18 protein-coding genes, 1 tRNA gene and 3 pseudogenes are annotated in these 18,868 nt (G+C 70.7%); 17 read left to right on the top strand and 5 right to left on the bottom strand.

Going from position 1 to position 18,868, the window contains the following annotated elements:
* The 6 genes and pseudogenes from JHN45_RS40000 to JHN45_RS39975 all read left to right on the top strand — a co-directional run.
* A pseudogene (locus JHN45_RS40000) lies at nt 1-358 on the top strand (hypothetical protein); the annotation flags it as partial.
* A 215-nt stretch (nt 359-573) separates the two neighbouring features.
* On the top strand, nt 574-864 hold the full coding sequence (locus JHN45_RS39995; RefSeq protein WP_019065677.1) for a hypothetical protein: 291 nt from the start codon (nt 574-576) through the stop codon (nt 862-864).
* A 126-nt stretch (nt 865-990) separates the two neighbouring features.
* Nucleotides 991-1,488, top strand: coding sequence for a DUF5949 family protein (locus JHN45_RS39990; protein ID WP_019065676.1), 498 nt, complete (start codon nt 991-993; stop codon nt 1,486-1,488).
* Between the two features lie 203 nt (nt 1,489-1,691).
* Nucleotides 1,692-2,210 carry a hypothetical protein gene (locus JHN45_RS39985; RefSeq protein WP_200715592.1) on the top strand — a complete coding sequence of 173 codons (519 nt, stop codon included), beginning with the start codon at nt 1,692-1,694 and terminating at the stop codon, nt 2,208-2,210.
* A gap of 174 nt (nt 2,211-2,384) precedes the next feature.
* A complete protein-coding gene (locus JHN45_RS39980; protein WP_200715591.1) occupies nt 2,385-2,828 on the top strand; it encodes a tyrosinase family oxidase copper chaperone in 444 nt (147 codons plus the stop codon).
* A complete protein-coding gene (locus JHN45_RS39975) occupies nt 2,812-3,678 on the top strand; it encodes a tyrosinase family protein (protein WP_201054376.1) in 867 nt (288 codons plus the stop codon). The genes JHN45_RS39980 and JHN45_RS39975 overlap by 17 nt, the downstream gene beginning before the upstream one ends.
* Before the next feature lie 80 nt (nt 3,679-3,758).
* On the opposite strand, the gene JHN45_RS39970 is transcribed toward JHN45_RS39975, so the two are convergent.
* The gene (locus JHN45_RS39970) at nt 3,759-4,064 is read right to left on the bottom strand and encodes a chaplin (RefSeq protein WP_200715589.1); all 306 of its coding nucleotides are present in this window, start codon (nt 4,062-4,064) and stop codon (nt 3,759-3,761) included.
* Nucleotides 4,065-4,259: 195 nt separating this feature from the next.
* On the opposite strand from JHN45_RS39970, the gene JHN45_RS39965 reads away from it, so the two are divergent.
* A complete protein-coding gene (locus JHN45_RS39965; RefSeq protein WP_200715588.1) occupies nt 4,260-4,799 on the top strand; it encodes a DUF2087 domain-containing protein in 540 nt (179 codons plus the stop codon).
* 1 nt (nt 4,800) lies between these two features.
* Here the strand turns inward: JHN45_RS39965 and JHN45_RS39960 are convergent, their stop codons facing one another.
* Together JHN45_RS39960 and JHN45_RS39955 are read right to left on the bottom strand one after the other, a co-directional pair.
* Nucleotides 4,801-5,760 (bottom strand): D-2-hydroxyacid dehydrogenase family protein, encoded by a 960-nt coding sequence (locus JHN45_RS39960; protein WP_201054375.1) that lies wholly within the window; start codon nt 5,758-5,760, stop codon nt 4,801-4,803.
* A gap of 9 nt (nt 5,761-5,769) precedes the next feature.
* Nucleotides 5,770-7,305, bottom strand: coding sequence for an APC family permease (locus JHN45_RS39955; protein ID WP_201054374.1), 1,536 nt, complete (start codon nt 7,303-7,305; stop codon nt 5,770-5,772).
* 354 nt (nt 7,306-7,659) lie between these two features.
* On the opposite strand from JHN45_RS39955, the gene JHN45_RS54840 reads away from it, so the two are divergent.
* Together JHN45_RS54840 and JHN45_RS39950 are read left to right on the top strand one after the other, a co-directional pair.
* Nucleotides 7,660-7,848: a hypothetical protein gene (locus JHN45_RS54840; protein ID WP_374195668.1), complete on the top strand. Its 189-nt coding sequence runs from the start codon at nt 7,660-7,662 to the stop codon at nt 7,846-7,848.
* Complete coding sequence (locus JHN45_RS39950) at nt 7,848-8,354, top strand: SUKH-3 domain-containing protein (RefSeq protein ID WP_201054373.1); 507 nt, start codon at nt 7,848-7,850, stop codon at nt 8,352-8,354. The genes JHN45_RS54840 and JHN45_RS39950 overlap by 1 nt, the downstream gene beginning before the upstream one ends.
* Here JHN45_RS39950 and JHN45_RS53520 read toward each other — a convergent pair.
* Entirely contained in the window at nt 8,284-9,366 is a 1,083-nt protein-coding gene (locus JHN45_RS53520) for an SAM-dependent methyltransferase (RefSeq protein ID WP_307783327.1), read from the bottom strand. The two genes, JHN45_RS39950 and JHN45_RS53520, sit on opposite strands and share 71 nt — an antisense overlap.
* Before the next feature lie 46 nt (nt 9,367-9,412).
* Nucleotides 9,413-9,485, bottom strand: a tRNA-Arg gene (locus tag JHN45_RS39940).
* A 323-nt stretch (nt 9,486-9,808) separates the two neighbouring features.
* Between JHN45_RS39940 and JHN45_RS39935 the strand changes: the two genes are divergently transcribed.
* The 8 genes and pseudogenes from JHN45_RS39935 to JHN45_RS39900 form a co-directional block, all read left to right on the top strand.
* Complete coding sequence (locus JHN45_RS39935) at nt 9,809-11,416, top strand: dynamin family protein (RefSeq protein ID WP_200715582.1); 1,608 nt, start codon at nt 9,809-9,811, stop codon at nt 11,414-11,416.
* Between the two features lie 3 nt (nt 11,417-11,419).
* Nucleotides 11,420-13,387, top strand: a complete 1,968-nt coding sequence (locus JHN45_RS39930; RefSeq protein ID WP_201054372.1) for a YfjP family GTPase — start codon at nt 11,420-11,422, stop codon at nt 13,385-13,387.
* A 189-nt stretch (nt 13,388-13,576) separates the two neighbouring features.
* Complete coding sequence (locus tag JHN45_RS39925; RefSeq protein WP_200715580.1) at nt 13,577-14,059, top strand: single-stranded DNA-binding protein; 483 nt, start codon at nt 13,577-13,579, stop codon at nt 14,057-14,059.
* 288 nt (nt 14,060-14,347) lie between these two features.
* Nucleotides 14,348-15,766, top strand: a complete 1,419-nt coding sequence (locus JHN45_RS39920; RefSeq protein ID WP_307783326.1) for a Cys-Gln thioester bond-forming surface protein — start codon at nt 14,348-14,350, stop codon at nt 15,764-15,766.
* 55 nt (nt 15,767-15,821) lie between these two features.
* Nucleotides 15,822-16,433 carry a hypothetical protein gene (locus tag JHN45_RS39915; RefSeq protein WP_200715579.1) on the top strand — a complete coding sequence of 204 codons (612 nt, stop codon included), beginning with the start codon at nt 15,822-15,824 and terminating at the stop codon, nt 16,431-16,433.
* Between the two features lie 144 nt (nt 16,434-16,577).
* A complete protein-coding gene (gene ettA, locus JHN45_RS39910; protein WP_200715578.1) occupies nt 16,578-18,242 on the top strand; it encodes an energy-dependent translational throttle protein EttA in 1,665 nt (554 codons plus the stop codon).
* A 5-nt stretch (nt 18,243-18,247) separates the two neighbouring features.
* Nucleotides 18,248-18,460 (top strand): annotated as a pseudogene (locus JHN45_RS39905) (acyl-CoA thioesterase); the annotation flags it as partial.
* A gap of 14 nt (nt 18,461-18,474) precedes the next feature.
* Nucleotides 18,475-18,868 (top strand): annotated as a pseudogene (locus JHN45_RS39900) (hypothetical protein); the annotation flags it as partial.

Below are 18,868 nucleotides of genomic sequence, written 5' to 3'. Positions count from 1 at the left end.
CACTCCCGCCCTCCCCGCGCTGCCGAAGAGCGCTGACGACTCCAAGAGCAGGAAGGCGCCCACCGACCTCGCCGGGGACGCCCTCGCGTCCCTGCAGAAAGCGGTCGCCACCCTGCTCGCCGCCGTCACCTCCGGCGATGTCGGCGCGGTCGTCCCGGCGGTCACCGGTGTGGTGACGGGCCTGGTCAACGTGGTCGCGGCCACGCTGCTGGGCGGCGGGCTGCCCGCGCCGAGCCTGGCCGGTCTGCCGGCGCTGCCCGCGCTGCCGTCCACGTCCTCACTGCCGTCCACGTCCTCGCTCCCTGCGGTGCCCGCGACGCCGGCCCTTCCGGCGGTGCCCGCGCTTCCGGGAGTGTGACGCGAGCAGTCGTAGAAAGGCCGTTGGGCCGATCCTTTCCGGGATCGGCCCAACGGCCTTTTCATATGAGGATGGGAAACGCCGATGAGACACACTCCGCATTCGGGTGGGGGCGCAGAAAGTTTCTGCGCACGGGTTTCCGGCCCGGCCGGAACTCGTTACACACGGCGACAGAATTCCCTCTGGTGACATGAGTTGCCGAAGAAAGGAACACGATGAAGTCCCTGAAGGCTGCCGCTGTCGTTGCCGGGTCCGTCGCCCTCGCCGGTGCCGCCGCGCCCGCGTTCGCCTACAGCCCCGCCGACGTGACGCCCACCAGCCTCACCGGCGCCGTCAACACCCTCACCAGTGGTCGGATCCAGCCCGTCGACGTGATGCCGCTGCAGCACCAGTCGGACGCGCTCGACACCGAGAACAAGCAGTCCCCGCTCAGCACCGTCAAGGGTGCGGCCGGCGCGCTGAACCAGCACAACCCACTGCTCGGCGGTCTGCCGCTGCAGGGCTGAGCCCGCCGGTGGTGTTCGAGGGGCGTCGCGAGGCGTCCCTCGTTCGTGTGGCGGGTCGACCGTGCCATCGGCCGGACGGGTGAGAACGCGTCCGGTGGGCTTCCGGCCCGTCGATAAGGTCGCGCGGTGACCTCAACCTCAAGCGAAACGCGCCCCTTCCGCGTCGCCGACCTCGGCACCCTCGTCGTCCTGGCGTGGAGCGGCGAGGCCCCCGACGGGGACATGCCCTACCTCCTCGCCTACACCCTGGGCGACGCCGCGGACGGCCCCGAGGCCGCGAGCGCCGCGGTGGAACGACTGCTGACCGACAACGGACTCCCGGTCGGCGGCGACGTCGTCGACGGAGCCACCCGGCCCAGCCTGCCGATCACCATGCTCGTCGAGTCCGGGCAGGCCGTCCTCAACATGCCGCAGCTCAACGCCCAGTGCGTGCCGCCGCCCGAGTGGCTCGCGGCGGTCGGCGAACGCGGCTTCGCCTACCTGGTGTTCACCACCCGCCCCTGGCCCGAGGCCGAGCCGGGCAAGCCCGTCACCCCCGAGGCGCTGGCCGAGTTCGCGGGCGCCGAGGAGACCCTGACCGCCGCGGCGCACGTGGTCCTGCCCGCCCGCAGCCTGCGCGGCTGACGACCGGACAGCGGGCGGGAACGCCGGTTCCGGCCCGCTGACGGGAAGCCGGTTCCGGCCCGTTGATGGGAATTCGGGAAAAGCTGACTACTGCGGCACCCGGGGGAATCTTGAACTGGTCTCCTTCCCGGGATCGTTACCCGGTCAGCACAAAGAGCCTCAGAACGCAGAGCCTCCGAATTCCGAAAGGGACCGTACTCACGATGAAGTCGACCACCCGAGGAACCATCGCCGCCGTCATCACGGCCGTGGCGGCCGCGACCGGCGCCGCCGCCGCGACCCCCGCCGCCGCGCTCGGCACGGTCCCGGTGCCCGTGCCGCTGGAGGGCGCGGAGAGCGCCCTCGGCATGGCGCTGCCCAAGCTGGGCGGCGAGATCCCGGTGCCGATGCCGGGCACCCCCGAGGGCCCGCGGTACGTCGAGGGCCGGCTCATCCCGGAGCACGCGCTGCCCCAGCTCCCCGTCCACGGCGGCCTGCCCGGCATCGGCCTGCGCGCCCCGCTGCCGCACGTCCTCGGCGACGGCTTCGACCACGTCGGCGTCAGCACCCCCGCCTCCGACCTGCGCACGATGGCCCCGGGCCTCGCCCTGGACGTCCCGCTGACCCCGCCCAACCCCGACAACTTCGGCCTCCCGGACCTGAAGGCGCCCCAGGCGGGCGTCCTGGCCCCGGTCCTGCAGACCGTGCCGGGCGCGGACCTGGTCACGGGGGCCGGCCTCTAGGCCGTAGCGCGGGAGCGAATACGGCCGTACGGCCGGAGTGGACATGGGCCCGGGTGGTGCGACCCGGGCCCTTCCCCATGTCATGGCATGTCATGGGTGCTTTCGGACGGTGACCGGGCGGGGGGTCGGACGGTTAGCCCCTCGAACGGTCGGAACGGACGAGGGAGTTGGGCCATGAGCGTGAGTGTCGGTGGAGTGTCGGTGGGCCGGGAGCCGGTCAGACCGGGGTCGGTGCGCAGGACGCGGCGGGAGGCACTGCGCGGGGCGTTCGGTGCCGTGCTCGCGGTGGCGCTGGTGCCGGTCGTCGCGGCCTCCCGGCCCACCCGCTCCGGGGAGGATCCCGGGGACACCGCCTTCGACGAGACGTACCGGGGCCGTCGTATCCGCGGTGTGCTGAAGGGGAGTTGGCAGGTCACGGTCGACGGCCGGCCGCTGCATCTGATGCGGCGCGCGGACGGCACCTGGCTGAGCATGGTCGACCACTACCGCTCGTATCCCACCGCGCTGGAGGCGACCCGCGCGGCCGTCGACGAGCTCAGCCCCGGCCGTGAACTGCGGGAGGCGGACGGGCAGATGGGGCAGATGCACATGGGGGGAGACCATGGCGTACACGCGTAAGGACGTCAGCACACTCACCGCCGGCGAGAAGCGGCGGTTCGTGGCGGCGATGCTGGAGATCAAACGGCGGGGCGAGTACGACGAGTTCGTGCGCACGCACATCGAGTTCTTCGTGCCCGACGGGGAGTACGGGCTGCGCTCCGCGCACATGGCGCCCTCCTTCCTGCCCTGGCACCGGCAGTTCCTGCTGGACCTGGAGCGGGCGCTGCGCCGGGTCGACTCCTCGGTGACGGTGCCCTATTGGGACTGGACGCGGGACCGCTCCGCGAGTGCCCTGCCCTGGACGAAGGACCTGCTCGGCGGTACCGGGCGGCGCTCCGACCACCAGGTGACGACCGGGCCGTTCGCGTACGCGGCGGGCAAGTGGAAGATCACGGAGAACATCACCGACGAGCCGTACCTCACCCGGGACCTGGGCCGCGCCGGTGCCCCGATCGCGCTGCCGACGAAGAGCGACCTGGACGGGGCGCTCGCGGATCCCGTCTACGACACCGCGCCCTGGGACTCGACCTCCCGCACCGGATTCCGCAACCGGCTCGAAGGCTGGGGCACCGGCTCGGGCAGCGCGTCCTGGCGCAACCACAACCGGGTCCACAAGTGGGTCGGGGGCGTGATGCTCGGCGGCGCCTCGGTCAACGACCCGGTGTTCTGGCTGCACCACGCCTTCATTGACCTCCAGTGGACGCGCTGGCAGAACAAGCACCGCGGCGCCCGCTACCTCCCGGCGAAGCCGCCGGGGCCGGGCGACGACCAGGAGGGGCGGATCGTGGCACGGCAGCAGCGGATGCCGCCGTGGGACGTGACACCGGAGCAGCTGGAGGACGTCAGCAGGATCTATCGCTACGGCTGACCGGTCGCGGACACGGGGAGAGCCCCGGCGCCTGAGGTGCCGGGGCTCTTCGCGTACGTCCGTCCGCGCGTGCGGTCGAATCAGTGGCCGTAGCCGTTGTCGCCGTAGCCGCCCGGGCCGGGGTGGCCGCCCTTGTCGTGGTGGCCGCTCACGTTGGCGCAGGTGTTGCCGAAGGCCGGGTTCAGCAGGCCGATCACGCTGATGGTGTTGCCGCAGACGTTGACCGGGATGTGGACCGGCACCTGCACGACGTTGCCCGACAGGACGCCGGGCGAACCGACGGCCGCACCCTGCGCGCCCGCGTCCGCCATGGCCAGGCCGGCGCCACTGAGCGCCACGGCGCCCGTGCCGAGAGCGACCACGGCCGCCTTCGCGATGCGAGACATCACGTTCTCCTTTGGTTCGGTGAGTGCGACTGCAGGACTCGCCGCCGCACTTCGGGTTCAACGCGGCGGTCCATGCCTGGTAACGGCGACAGCGCGGGGATCACCTTTTTGAACAGGACTTCGAGCGCCGGGAGAGGACGTTCGACGGCCGGAAATTCGGTGCCCCCGGCGGTCGGTGTCCACTAGCCTCCCGGCATGGCAACCGACCAACTGTTCCGTCTGTTCGCCGAGCAGAACCGAGTACGTGCCTTCGCGGCGGTGGCCCTGGGAGCGGAGACCTCCGAGGAGGTCGCCCAGGTGGCCGGCCTCACCCCGAAGGGGACGGCCCTCGCGCTGCTCAAGCTGCGCGAGCAGGGCGTGGTGAAGACCATGGACGACGGCGAACTCCGCGTCGACTACGACCTGTTCAGGAACCTCGCGCGCGAGGGCGAGGAGCCCGCAGACCAGGGCCCGTCCACCGGCGACGAGCACACCGACATGATCCTGCGGACCTTCGTCCAGGGCGGCCGGCTGATCCGCCTGCCCGCCCAGTGGACCCGCAAGCAGGTGGTGCTCCAGCACATCGCCGAGCAGACCTTCACCCCCGGCGTCGAGTACCCCGAGCGGATCGTCAACGAGAAGCTGCGCGCCTGGTGCGACGAGGGCGAGATCGACCATGTGACGCTCCGCCGCTACCTGGTGGACCTGCACCATCTGCGGCGGGGCAACGGCATCTACCGGCGCATCGAGGCGTGACCTACGGCAGCTGTCGTACGGGTGAACCCGCCAGGTAGGCCTGGATGTTCTCGACGGCCTGGCCGTAGTACGTCGTGTAGTTGGCCCGCGACACATAGCCGAGGTGCGGTGTCGCGAGCAGCCGCGGTGCCGTGCGCATCGGGTGGCCGGCGGGGAGCGGCTCGATGTCGAAGACGTCGACTCCGGCACCGGCGATACGGCCCTCGTGCAGCGCGGCGAGCAGGGCGTCCTGGTCGACGATCGCCGCGCGGGACGTGTTGACGAGGTACGCGGTGGGCTTGAGGAGGGCGAGTTCGGCGGGGCCGAGGAGCCCTCGGGAGCGGTCGCCGAGGGCCAGGTGGACCGAGACGAAGTCGCTGTCGGCGAGCAACTCCTCCTTGGACGCGGCGAGTTGTACGCCGAACTCGTCCGCGCGCTCCTTGGTGAGGTGCTCGCTCCACGCGGTGACGCGCATGCCGAAGGCGAGCCCGATCGTGGCCACCCGGCTGCCGATCTTCCCGAGGCCGAGCAGTCCGAGGGTGCGGCCGTGCAGGTCGGCGCCGACGGTCTGCTGCCAAGGGCCGCCCGCGCGAAGGGAGTTGCTCTCCTCGACGATGCCCCGGGCCAGGCCGAGCAGCAGGGCCCAGGTCAGTTCGACGGGCGGCGCCGAGGAACTGGCCGTACCGCACACGGTGACGCCGTGCGCCTCGGCGGCGGCGTAGTCGATGACCGTGTTGCGCATGCCGGAGGCGATCAGCAGCTTCAGCCGGGGGAGCCGGGCGAACAGCGAGGCGGGGAAGGGGACGCGTTCGCGCAGGGTGACCACGATGTCGGCGGTGGCGAGGGCGGCGGCCAACTCGCCCTCGTCGTCGAGGTGTTCACGCAGGCTGACGACGTCCACCGTGTCCTCGACGACCGACCAGTCGGCGAGTTCGGTCGCCACGTTCTGAAAGTCGTCGAGGACAACACAGCGCAAGGTCACGGAGGAACGCTACTCCTTGGCAAGCGAGTTGGCCGTGCGGGTCGGCTTGCCCAGGGCCCAGAAGAGGACGCCGAGGAGGATGAAGACGGCGAGCGGTACGGCCTCGGTGAGGAGGTACTGCCAGCGCTCGGCGTGGGTCCAGCCGTCCACGGCGTACTCGTCCTTCTTGAACCAGTGGTCTCCGAGTCCGGGAGCGATCAGCTGCACGCTGGCGAACAGGATGAGCACGGTGAGGACCACGCTGATGGTGCGGGGGAAGGGCGCCTTGTAGGGGCGGGGGACGTCCGGGGCCTTGTAACGCAGTACCGCGAGGGCCGGGAAGATGCCCAGGTAGCTGATGAGGGTGGTGGAGATGGCGAGGCCGAGGACGGCGCCGAAGAGCTTGGCCGCGCTGCCGTTGGTCAGCTGGTGGGCCAGGACCAGGACGAGGGTGGAGACCAGACCGCTGAGGATGTTGACCCGGACCGGGGTGCCGAACCGGCTGGAGATCACGCCGAGGAAGCGGGGCGCGGCGCCGTCGTAGCCGGAGACGGCGAGGGCGCGGTCGGAGCCCATGACCCAGGTGACGCCGGAGGACAGCACCGTGAGGATGAACAGGATCGCGGCGATGTCCCCGAGGACCGTGCCGGCGCCGCTGCTGGTGACGGTGCCGTCGGCGGCCACGTTGCCGCCGTAGACGGTGAAGACCTGGCGGATCGCGTCGAGGAAGCCGCCGAGGCCGGTGATGGCCTTGACCGGGAGGACGAGCAGGATGCCGAGGATGGGCAGCGCGTAGAGGAGCACGGACAGGGCGGCGCTGCGGAAGATCGCGAACGGCACGTCCTTCTGCGCGTCGGTCATCTCGTCGCCCGCCGTGTTGGGCAGCTCGAAGCCGACGTAGTTGAACATCAGGACGGGCACCAGGCCGACGAAGCCCGCGTACGTCGGGGAGAAGTCGCCGAGGCCGAAGCCGTGCAGGCCGTGCTTGATGCCGTAGACGACGACCGTGAGCGTGAAGAAGCCGAGGAGGACGAAGCGGCTCCAGGCGCCGATGGTGGGGATCCACTTGCCGACGTCGAAGGAGAGGATCGCGGCGAGGACGCCCACCCAGATGAAGACGAGGGCGAAGGCGTAGAAGGCCGGGGTGCTCAGGTCCTTGCCGTCGTTGAAGAAGGTCGTGAACGCGGTGACGGCGGCGACGGCGAGGGTGCCGCCGAGCCAGACCGGGTTGGTGATCCAGTACAGGAAGTTGTTGACGGCGCCCGCGAGGCGGCCGAAGGCCCGGCTGGTCCAGATGTAGGGGCCGCCCTCCTCGGGGAACGCGGCACCCAGCTCGGCGATCAGCAGCGCCGAGGGGATGAAGAACACCACGGCCAGCACGATGAGCCAGGTGAACGCCTCGGCGCCGGAGGAGGCGACCGTGCCGATCGTGTCCACGCCGACGATGGTGCAGAGAAGGAAGAAGAGGATGTCGAAACGGCCGAAGTGCTTGCGCAGCTTCTGCCGCTCCGTCTGGGCTGCGGCCGGCGCGTCGGCCGGCTCGAAGGCTGTCTGACCAGCGGCCACCGGGAGCTCCTGCGGGGACGAGGGGCGGGATTCGGCCAATGATCGGCTCCCATGGGGAACCCCACAAGCGTTCGGGGCCAAGTCTTGACCATTACGTATCCATCGGGACGTAACGGAAACCGGGGGGAAACACGAGAGCGATCGAGTCACCGGCGCGGTGGGTCGGCCGCGCCGGCGGCCCGGACCTCAGCCCAGCTGCCTCACCGTCGCGTAGCCGATGCGGGCAAGATTCGGGGAAGCGACTTCGCCGCCGAATACGAATCTCAGAGCGGCCATGTCTGCCGATCGGACAACAAGGAGCCCGTCACCGCTCCGGATGAAATGGCGGAGATCTTCGAGGAGTAGGCCCACCCGATGAACGGTGGATGTGCGGAGACGCAGTGCCTGAGCAAGGCGTATGCAAGAGAAGGTGAACCCGGTATCCGAGGCGGGAACATGACTACGGTGCATGTGAGCGATACGCCCAAGGATGACCACGGTGCTCCTGCCACCCCGTGCAAGGCGTGCCGCCGAGTGATGGACAGCTTGGGGGCGAATTACTAGTGAGCGGCGAACCGGCGGATTTCATCTCCCGATTGAACCCGGCGACGGTTTCCGCCCTGCGGCAGGCCGGCTGGTACCCCGGGCGACACCTCGACGTGTCCTCCGACATCCGGTCTCTGGAGGAGCAGGGGTACATTCCGAGCCCATTGGCAACTGCCTTCCTCGAATCATTCCGAGGTCTGAAGATCGGGCCGGCCCGTGAGGACGGCCCCAACTTCATCAACGGCGAACCGTTCTTCGTCGATGCCGTGGGGGCCGGCGGCAGGCATCAGGACGAATCCTCGGCGATCGGCTCAACCCTCGGTGGTTCATGGTTTCCCGTCGGCTGGTGGCTCAGCTATTCGCATGTCTTCATGCGCCCGGACGGGGCTGTGGCCGCTTACGCGAACGGCCTGATCTGGAGCATCGGAAGCACACCCTGCGAGGGCTTGGACCTCATGGTGAGCGCGGATCGCCCGCTGATCTGCGTTCATGCGCCCGAGGGGATGAAGCCGTGGCCCAAGTAGGGCTCAGGTGCCCGTCGGGACGGGTGGACGAGCCATCGGTCAGGCCGGGCCGACGCGTATTTTGGAATCCCTCACCGAGAGTGATTTCGGCGGAGACCGCCTGATGCCCGGAGGCAACAGCCCGCGCGGCCGACTCCGTCCGCCCGCATCGCGGTGGGCGCACGGGATCTTGGGCGGCTTCACCGGGAACTGCGGTTCCGCGCTCACGGCTTGCGCGCCATGCGCCCCATATCAAGGGCTTGGGAAGATCGGACACCGGGACGGGCGCGTCGGGGCGCCAGTCGTCCAGCGGTACGAGGCCCGGTCGCTGGAGGTCGAAGTCGCCGAAGAACTGCTGGAGTTGATGGGCCGTGCGGAGTTGCCCGCGGCCGGTCTCTCCCTGGTAGAGGCGGAACAGTGTGGTGGCGCCGGTCGGATCGGCGTCGGACACAAGGGAGTTGAGGGCGAGGGCGCTGCCCGGTGCCAGGCGGTCGCGGAGGGCGGCGAACTGGGTTGCGGTGGCGGGTGTTTCGGGCAGGAAGTGGACGACGCCGGAGATGATGACGCCGAGCGGGGCGGTGAGGTCGATCAGGGCGTGCAGGTCGGGGTGGTCTAGGACGGACGCCATGTCCTGGACGTCGCCCAGGAGCAGCACGGATCGACCGGGCTCCAACAGGGGCCTGCCGTGGGCGAGAACGGCGGGGTCGTTGTCGACGTAGACGACTCTGGTGCCGGGGTGGTGGCGGGCGGCGACCTCGTGCACGTTGTCCTGGGTGGGCAGGCCGGCGCCCAGGTCGAGGAACTGGGTGATGCCCTCGGCCGTCATGGCGGCCACCACCCGCACCAGCCAGCGGCGCATGGCGCGGGCCAGCAGGGGCGCCTGCGGGTTGGCGGCGATGATGCGTTGCGTGGCCGCGCGATCGGCGGGGTAGTGGGTGCGGCCGCCGAGGAAGTAGTCGTAGATCCGGGCCACGTTGGGCACGTCGGGCTCGATACCGGGCGGGGCCTGGGGGGCGGTCTGCTCGTCGGCCACGAGGAGTCACCTTGTCTGACCTGCAGAAACGCGGAGTGTGATTGGGCGCCCCCGGCAGGACTCGAACCTGCGGCCAAGCGCTTAGAAGGCGCCTGCTCTATCCACTGAGCTACGGGGGCCGGGTGTGGTGGCCTCGGTCGTGGTGTGCCCGGGTGTGGGCCGGTCCGTGACGTTGCCGGGGACAAGGATAGGGCTCCCGGGTCCTTGTCCCTGTTGCTTCCCCTCCGTGGCTCGATGTGGAGGTTCGGTGAAGCGGTCCTGATAATCGCAGGCAGGTACGAATCGTGCATCGCTTTTGGTGCCCCGCGCCACGGGTGTTGTGCACTCGTTATGCCTGGACTGTGCCCTTGCCCCAGTCATCCCTTCCGTCCGTTGTGTTCCGTCGGCGCGCAGGCATGCTCATATGCTTCAGAATTCCCCCAAAATTGGGCATTCTTCACATGTGGTGACCTTGGACGTACGGCCTCAGCTGCTCGACGCACTCTCCGCCCTGCGCGACCGTGTCGCCGCCGCACGCTTCCCGCTGCCCCTCGCGGGGGCTCCACGCGCGCGTGCCAACCGCGACGAACTGCTCGCCCAGCTCGACGACTATCTGGTGCCCCGCCTGAAAGAGCCCGAAGCGCCCCTGCTGGCCGTGGTCGGCGGTTCCACCGGCGCGGGCAAGTCGACGCTCGTCAACTCCCTTGTGGGGCGCCGGGTCAGCGAGGCCGGCGTGCTGCGGCCGACGACCCGCACACCGGTGCTGGTCTGCCATCCGGAGGACCATCACTGGTTCAGCGGGATGCGCGTGCTGCCCGACCTCACGCGCGTGTGGGTGCCCCATCAGGACCCGGGGGACGAGTTGCTCCTCCCTGGGGAGGACGGTATGCGCGTTCTGCGGGTCGAGACCGCCGACTCCCTCCCGCGCGGAATCGCCCTCCTGGACGCGCCCGACATCGACTCCCTGGTCGCCGACAACCGGGTACTGGCCGCCGAACTGATCTGCGCGGCCGACATCTGGGTGATGGTCACCACGGCCGCCCGCTACGCCGACGCCGTGCCCTGGCATCTGCTGCGCAGCGCCAAGGAGCACAACGCGACCCTGGTGACCGTCCTCGACCGGGTGCCCCACCAGGTGGTGTCCGAGGTGTCCCGGCAGTACGGCGCCCTGCTCGCCAAGGCCGGCCTCGGCGACGTACCGCGCTTCACGGTGCCCGAACTCCCCGAGTCCGCCTGGGGCGGCGGGCTGCTGCCGGCCAGCGCCGTGGCGACGCTGCGGAGCTGGCTCGTGCAGCAGGCCCAGGACCCCGCAGCCCGGCACCAGTCCATGGCACGCACGGCCTACGGCGTCCTCGACTCGCTCAAGTCGCGGATGCCCGAGCTGGCCGGTGCCGCCGCCGCCCAGTACGCCGCCGCGCTGCGGCTCACGGCCGCCGTCGACGGGGCCTACGACAGCGAGCACGCGCGCGTGCGGGGCCGGCTGCAGGCCGGGGCCGTGCTCGCCGGGGACGCGCTGAAGCGCTGGCGCGCCTTCCCGCTCGACTGCTCCGCCGGCGAACTCCTCGACGCCCTCGCCGAAAGCCTCGCCGCACTGCTGCTGTGCGCCGTCACGGCCGCCGACGAGCGCGTCGACGACGCCTGGCGCCGCGAACCGGCCGCGGGCGCCCCAGAGCTCACCGACCGCGATCCCTCGCTGGAGAGCGCCGAGCACCGCATCGGCATGGCCGTACGGCGCTGGCGGCGCGAGCTGGAGGAGTACGCCGAGGAGGAGGTCGCCGACCTCGACCGGAGCATCGCCCCCGACCCCGAGGTGGTCGCCGCCCTCGTCGCCACCGCGCTGCTGGGCGGCCGTAGGGCGAGGTCCGCGGGGGAGGGGCTCGCCGAGCGGATCGGCGCCCACGGGGCGCTGCGGCTGCGCGACCGGGCCGGACGGCTCCTCAACGACCACCTGGACCGGGTCGTGCACACCGAGCGCGAACGCCGGCTCGCCCCGCTCGACGCCCTCGACGTGCACCCCGAACCCCAGGCCGAACTCATCGCCGCGCTGTCCGTACTGCAGAAGGAGAGGTGACCGGTGACTGCCGTCACTGACCAGGACCACACGGACGAGATGGACCACGCCGATCACGCCGACGACGGCCGCGACGCGGACGCCAAGGACGAGCGCCCTGAAAACCCGCCTCCCGTAGAGGCCGCACAGGAAATCGGCGACCAGGAGGACACCGACGGCCACGCGCGCGTGCGGGCCGACACCTCCGGCCGTACGGAATCCAGGGCGGCCGTGGACCCGGCGAACCCCACGGACCCCGAGGAGGCGACCGGCTCCTGGGACGACGGGCTCATCGCGCGGCGGGTCAACGAGACCACCGCCGCGCAGCAGGCCGCCGCCGTGGAGATCAGGGCCTCCCGGGGACAGCAGACGGCGCACCCCGCCCAGGTCCCGGCCCCCTTGGCGTACGACGGGCCGCTACGGTCCCGTCTCGACGCCTTGCGCGAACTGGTGGGGCTCTCCAGGACCCGCCTCGACAGCGGGACCCTCGCGGAGGCGGGGCGGGTCCTCGACGAGGCCGCCGCGCGGCGCAGGCTCTCCGGACAGCACACCGTGGTCGCCATCGCGGGCGCCACCGGCAGCGGCAAGTCGCAGCTCTTCAACGCGCTCGCCGGAGTGGCCATCTCGGAGACGGGCGTACGACGGCCCACCACCGCCGCGCCCATCGCGTGCAGCTGGAGCGACGGCGCGGCCACCCTCATCGACCGGATCGGCATCCCGGGACGGCTGCGCAGACGCCCCCTGCAGAGCGCCGAGATGGAGGCCCAGCTGCGCGGGCTCGTCCTGGTGGACCTGCCCGACCACGACTCGGCGGCCGTCGCGCACCGCGAGCAGGTCGACCGGGTGCTCGCCCTCGTCGACGCGGTCATCTGGGTCGTCGACCCGGAGAAGTACGCCGACGCGATCCTGCACGAGCGCTATCTGCGGCCGATGGCGGGCCACGCGGAGGTCATGTTCGTCGTCCTCAACCAGATCGACCGGCTCCCCGGGGAGGCCGCCGACCAGGTTCTCGACGATCTTCGGCGACTGCTCGACGAGGACGGGATCGCCCTGGGGGAGTACGGCGAACCGGGCGCGACCGTGCTGTCCCTGTCCGCGCTCACCGGGGACGGCATCCCCGAACTGCGGGAGGTTCTGGGCCAGTTCGTGGCGGATCGTGGAGCGGCGGCACGGCGAATTTCAGCCGATGTTGATGCCGCCGCCTGGCGGCTGCGGCCCGTGTACGCCACGGGGCGGCGCACCGGGCTCAGCGAGGAGGCGCGGGACGAGTTCGCCGCGCGGCTCGCGGACTCGGTGGGCGCGACCGCGGCGGGCGAGGCGGCCGAACGCGCCTGGCTGCGCAACGCCAACCGGGCCTGCGGCACGCCCTGGCTGCGGCTGTGGCGCTGGTACAACGACCGGCGCGAACCGACCACCGGCCGACTGCCCGTCCGGGCCCAGGAGGACGAGGAGGCCACGGCACGCCAGCGCGTCGAACAGGCGGTCCGCACGGTCGCCGACCGGGCCTCCGGCGGGCTGCCCGCGCCCTGGGCGCAGGCGGTGCGCGAGGCGGCCGTACGCGGGGCGCAGGGGCTGCCCGAGGCGCTGGACGAGCTGGCGGCGCGGGCCGGGCTGCCCGTGGGGCGCCCGCCGCGACCGGGGTGGTGGCCCGCGGCCGTACTGGCGCAGGCGTCCATGACGATCCTCCAAGTCGTCGGCGGGCTCTGGCTGTTGGGCCAGATCATCGGGTTCATGGCACCGAACCTGGGGGTGCCGGTGCTGCTGATGGTGGCCGGCATCATCGGCGGCCCGCTCGTCGAGTGGAGCTGCCGGATGGCGGCCCGCGGCCCCGCCCGGCGCTACGGCTTCGACGCCGAGCGGCGACTGCGGGAGGCCGCGGCGGGCTGCGGCCGGGCACGGGTGCTCGATCCGCTGGCCGCCGAGCTGCTGCGGTACCGGGAGGTGCGGGAGCAGTACGGGCGGGTCACCGGGGCGGGCGTCGGGACGGGGTGATCGGGACGGGGTGAACCTCGGTCCGAACGTCGTTCCCTCGTCCGGGTGATGAGGTTTTCCACAGGTGGGCGGTGGTGCACAGCGCTCAGCGGGCCCGGCTCGGCGGAGGCAGTCTGACTGCAGCCGTACGGGACGGGCCCGTACGCGTTTCCGCCTGGCCTGCGCGGCCGGGTGAGGGAGGGATGCGCGATGAACGAGACCATGGTCTGCGCGGTGGGCAATGTGGCGACACCGCCGGTGTACCGGGAGTTGGCGGCGGGACCGTCGGCACGTTTCCGGCTGGCGGTGACCTCGCGCTACTGGGACCGGGAGAAGAGCGCGTGGACGGACGGCCACACCAACTTCTTCACGGTGTGGGCCAATCGACAGCTGGCCACGAACGTGGCGGCGTCGCTGACGGTCGGTGACCCGGTCGTCGTCCAGGGCCGGTTGAAGCTGCGCGAGGAGGCGCGCGAGGGGCAGCCGAACCGGTCCTGGGCGGACCTCGACGCCGTGGCGATCGGCCACGACCTGGCGCGCGGCACCTCGGCCTTCCGGCGGGCCAACAGGCCGGACACGGCGGCCTCTCCGCCCCGGCCCGAGCCCGACTGGGAGACACCGGCCGGGGATTCCGCCGAGGTCTCCGGGCAACCGGACCGGCGGCGAAAGACCGAGCCCGTCGCGGTGACGTGATGTCAGTGAATGCCCCGAGCTGATCGAACTACGGCTTGTCCGAGGCTTATCGATGAATGCGTTCCGAATGACTCGGTGGATTTGTCGATAAGCCACGCTCGCAGGTGATCTTGGCGATAACGATTCCGATTCGGAACGGTTATCGGATCACCCGACTGGAGAACGTGGTGCGCCCGCCTCCCTAGGATGCCGGACATAGCTCGGGCACAGCTCTCGGCGCTACAGATTCTGCTGGTGGGACCACGTCACGCCCCCCACGCCCATGGGTCCTGCTCGAAGGGGAATTCCGTGTCTTCTGCGTTGTCCGTCTTCTCCGCGCTGTCACCACGTGGCCGCGGCGCCGTGCGCTTCGTCGCCGCGACCTGGGCGTGCGGACTCGTCGCCGCCGGTGTGCTGGCCGGCGCGGGCCCGGCCTTCGCCGACGAGACACCGCAGACCCAGGGCGGGGCGACGGCCACGATAGGCGGGCTCAAGACGTACGGCGACGCCGTGATCCACGACGCCGGCGGCAGCGATGTGCAGGTCTCCGCGGGCCTGTTCGAGATGTCCGTGGACGGCGGCGGCACCCTGCAGACGTACTGCGTCGATCTCCAGAACCCCACCCAGCGCGACGCCAAGTACCACGAGACCGCGTGGAGCGGCACGTCGCTGGGCACCAACAAGAGCGCGGGCAGGATCCGTTGGATCCTGCAGAACTCCTACCCGCAGGTGAACGACCTCGCGGCGCTCTCCGCGAAGGCCGGCACCAAGGGCCTGACCGAGAGCGACGCGGCGGCCGGCACCCAGGTGGCCATCTGGCGCTACTCGGACGGCGCCGACGTCGACGCGGTCGACCCGCAGGCGGAGAAGCTCGCGGACTACCTGCAGAAGAGCGCGCGTGACGTCGCCGAGCCGCAGGCCTCGCTGACCCTCGACCCGCCCGCGGTCTCCGGTCACCCCGGCGAGCGGCTCGGCCCGGTGACGGTGCACACCAACGCGAACGGGGTGACGCTGACACCGCCCGCGGACGCCACCACGACCGGGGTGCGCATCGTCGACAAGGACGGCAAGACCGTCACGTCGGCGGCGGACGGCAGCCAGGTGTTCTTCGACGTCCCCGAGCGCGCGGCGGACGGGTCGGCCGAGCTGACCGTGCAGGCCTCCACCACCGTGCCCGTCGGCCGGGCCTTCACCTCCGAGAACAGGAGCCAGACGCAGATCCTCGCCGGTTCCAGCGAGTCGACGGTCTCCGCCGCCGCCGACGCGGACTGGGCGAAGACGGGGCCGATACCGGCACTGTCGGCACGGAAGAACTGTGCCGCGGGCGGCGTGGACATCACGGCGGCCAACGAGGGCGACGAGACGTTCACCTTCGATCTCATGGGCGTCGAGCACGACATCGACGCCGGGACGTCCCGGACGGTGACGATCCCGTTCCAGGAGGACCAGGCGTACGACTTCACGATCACCGCGCCGCACGGCTACGCGAAGCGGTTCGCCGGAGTCCTCGACTGCCGGACGCAGAGCGACGCGGGCGGCGCCGTGACCCAGACGCTCAGCGAGCCCAGCCCCGCCACGGTGGGCGGCACCGCCGCCGACACCAACCTCGCCGAGACGGGCGGCTCCGCCATCACCCCGATGATCACGGTCGTCGCCCTCGGCCTGGTCGGCATCGGCGCCACCGCCCTGATCCTGCTGCGCGACCGCAAGCCCGGACAGCAGGGCTGAGCGGTAGCGGCGGCGGCACGCAACACCATCGACACCGAATCGGGGGGAACCACTGATGAAGCTCACCGTTCGCCGTGGAGCGGTCGTGATGATCGCGACCGGTCTGCTCGGCGCAGTGCCCGGGACCGTCGCGGCCGAAGCCGCCCAGCCGCGGGCCGCGACGACGGCGACGACCGCGGCATACGACTGCAGATACGGAGCGGTCTCCGTCTCCGACGCCGCCGGGTCGGTGGTGCCCACGGCGACCCGCGCGGGCGTGGCGCTGCACGCCCGCCTCCGGGTGCACAACACCGAGTCCGTGACCCTGCCCAAGGCCACCTACGTCTTCGCCCTGGGCAATCTCATGCGGAACCGCGGGCCGGCCCCGCTCGTGCAGTGGCGCGTGGGCAACGGCCACTGGCACAGGATGAGCCTGCACTGGAACAAGAAGACCAACGGCTCACTGCCGCTGTGGAACTCCACGACCCTGTCCCTGGGCACGATCCCCGCGCGAGGCACCGTCACCACCGAGATATCGGTGACCTTCCCCAAGAAGTCGATCAAGGCCGTCGACTACGACTTCCTCGACGTCCACAGCGGTGTCTGCAGCGGCACCAGGCTGGACTGGTACGTCGGCAACGGCTTCGACTACGGGCCGTGGCACGGCACTGAGGGCCAGCCGGTGTAGTTCCGCCGGACCGGGCGCCGCAGCCCGCGGCCAACCCCCAGCTCACAGCCCCCTCGCCCATACGCGTTTCCCCCGAGGGCCAGGGGTCAGGCAAGATGGACTACATCTGCCCACTCCAGATTTCAAGCTGCCGGACGGTTTCTCTTGGCTGAGTACATCTACACCATGCGCAAGACGCGCAAGGCGCACGGCGACAAGGTCATCCTTGACGATGTGACGCTGAGCTTCCTGCCCGGCGCGAAGATCGGTGTGGTCGGACCTAACGGTGCCGGTAAGTCCACCGTTCTCAAGATCATGGCGGGCCTCGAGCAGCCCTCCAACGGCGACGCCTTCCTGTCGCCCGGCTACAGCGTCGGCATGCTGCTCCAGGAGCCCCCGCTCGACGAGTCGAAGACGGTCCTGGAGAACGTGCAGGACGGCGCCGCCGAGATCATGGGCAAGCTCAAGCGCTTCAACGAGGTCGCCGAGCTGATGGCGACCGACTACTCCGACGCCCTGCTCGACGAGATGGGCAAGCTCCAGGAGGACCTGGACCACGCCAACGCGTGGGACCTGGACACCCAGCTGGAGCAGGCCATGGACGCCCTGGGCTGCCCGCCCGGCGACTGGCCCGTCACCAACCTCTCCGGTGGTGAGCGCCGCCGCGTCGCGCTCTGCAAGCTGCTGCTCGAAGCGCCCGACCTGCTGCTCCTCGACGAGCCCACCAACCACCTGGACGCCGAGTCCGTCCAGTGGCTGGAGCAGCACCTCGCGAAGTACCCCGGCACCGTCGTCGCCGTCACCCACGACCGGTACTTCCTGGACAACGTCGCCGAGTGGATCCTCGAACTCGACCGCGGCCGCGCCCACCCCTACGAGGGCAACTACTCCACCTACCTGGAGAAGAAGGCCTCCCGCCTCAAGGTCGAGGGCCAGAAGGACGCCAAGCGCGCCAAGCGGCTCAAGGAGGAGCTGGACTGGGTCCGCTCCAACGCCAAGGGCCGGCAGGCCAAGTCCAAGGCGCGTCTGTCCCGCTACGAGGAGATGGCCGCCGAGGCAGACAAGATGCGGAAGCTGGACTTCGAGGAGATCCAGATCCCGCCGGGCCCGCGTCTGGGCTCGATCGTCGTCGAGGTCAGCAACCTCTCCAAGGCCTTCGGCGACAAGGTCCTCATCGACGACCTCTCCTTCACGCTCCCGCGCAACGGCATCGTGGGCGTCATCGGCCCGAACGGCGCCGGCAAGACCACCCTCTTCAAGATGATCCAGGGCCTGGAGACGCCGGACTCCGGTTCCATCAAGGTCGGCGAGACCGTCAAGATCTCCTACGTCGACCAGAGCCGCGAGAACATCGACCCCAAGAAGTCGCTGTGGGCCGTCGTCTCGGACGAGCTGGACTACATCAACGTCGGCCAGGTCGAGATGCCGTCCCGCGCCTACGTCTCCGCGTTCGGCTTCAAGGGCCCCGACCAGCAGAAGCCGGCCGGCGTCCTCTCCGGCGGTGAGCGCAACCGCCTCAACCTCGCGCTCACCCTCAAGCAGGGCGGCAACCTGCTGCTCCTCGACGAGCCGACGAACGACCTCGACGTCGAGACCCTGGGCTCGCTGGAGAACGCGCTCCTGGAGTTCCCCGGTGCGGCCGTGGTCGTCTCCCACGACCGCTGGTTCCTGGACCGGGTGGCCACGCACATCCTCGCCTACGAGGGTGACTCCAAGTGGTTCTGGTTCGAGGGCAACTTCGAGTCCTACGAGAAGAACAAGGTCGAGCGGCTCGGCCCGGACGCCGCGCGTCCGCACCGCGCCACCTACAAGAAGCTGACCCGGGGCTGATCTTCTTGCGCCACATCTACCGTTGCCCACTGCGCTGGGCGGACATGGACGCGTACGGCCACGTCAACAACGTGGTCTTCCTCCGCTACCTGGAGGAAGCCCGTATCGACTTCCTGTTCCGCCCGGACAAGGACTTCAAGCAGGGCTCGGTCGTGGCGCGCCACGAGATCGACTACAAACGCCAGCTCGTCCACCGGNACCGGGACGACGACGAGGAGGAGGCCGTCGCGGCATGACGGTCCTCCACCTCGCCGACGAAGGGGAGGCGGCGGACTTCGCGGCCTTCCTCTCCCGGCTGCTGCACTACGACCGCGGCGCCGCCGTCCGCCTCCAGGCGGCCGGCACGGCCCTCGCCGTCTTCGGGCGCCCGCCGTCCTTCGAGGTGCTCGCCATCCGCGCGGTGCGCCTCGCCAAGCCGTACGAGAACGGCCTCGACGCCACGCTCGACGTGACCGTCTCCGCCGGTGAACTCCTGGAATCCCTCGACGAGTCGGCGGCCACGGCCCGGGTGCCGGCCGCGGTGACCGGCCCGCCGTGGGCCGGGGTGCTGCCACCGCGTGGCGGCTGGGCCCCCGAGTCCGGACTGCCGGAACCGCAGGCGCTGCGCGGGATGATCGCCGCCGGGG

This window comes from Streptomyces sp. MBT53 (assembly GCF_016654115.1).
In the GTDB taxonomy this organism is placed as follows: domain Bacteria; phylum Actinomycetota; class Actinomycetes; order Streptomycetales; family Streptomycetaceae; genus Streptomyces.
Note: the sequence above shows the minus strand (reverse complement) of the source record. Positions and strands in the feature narration are given on the sequence as shown.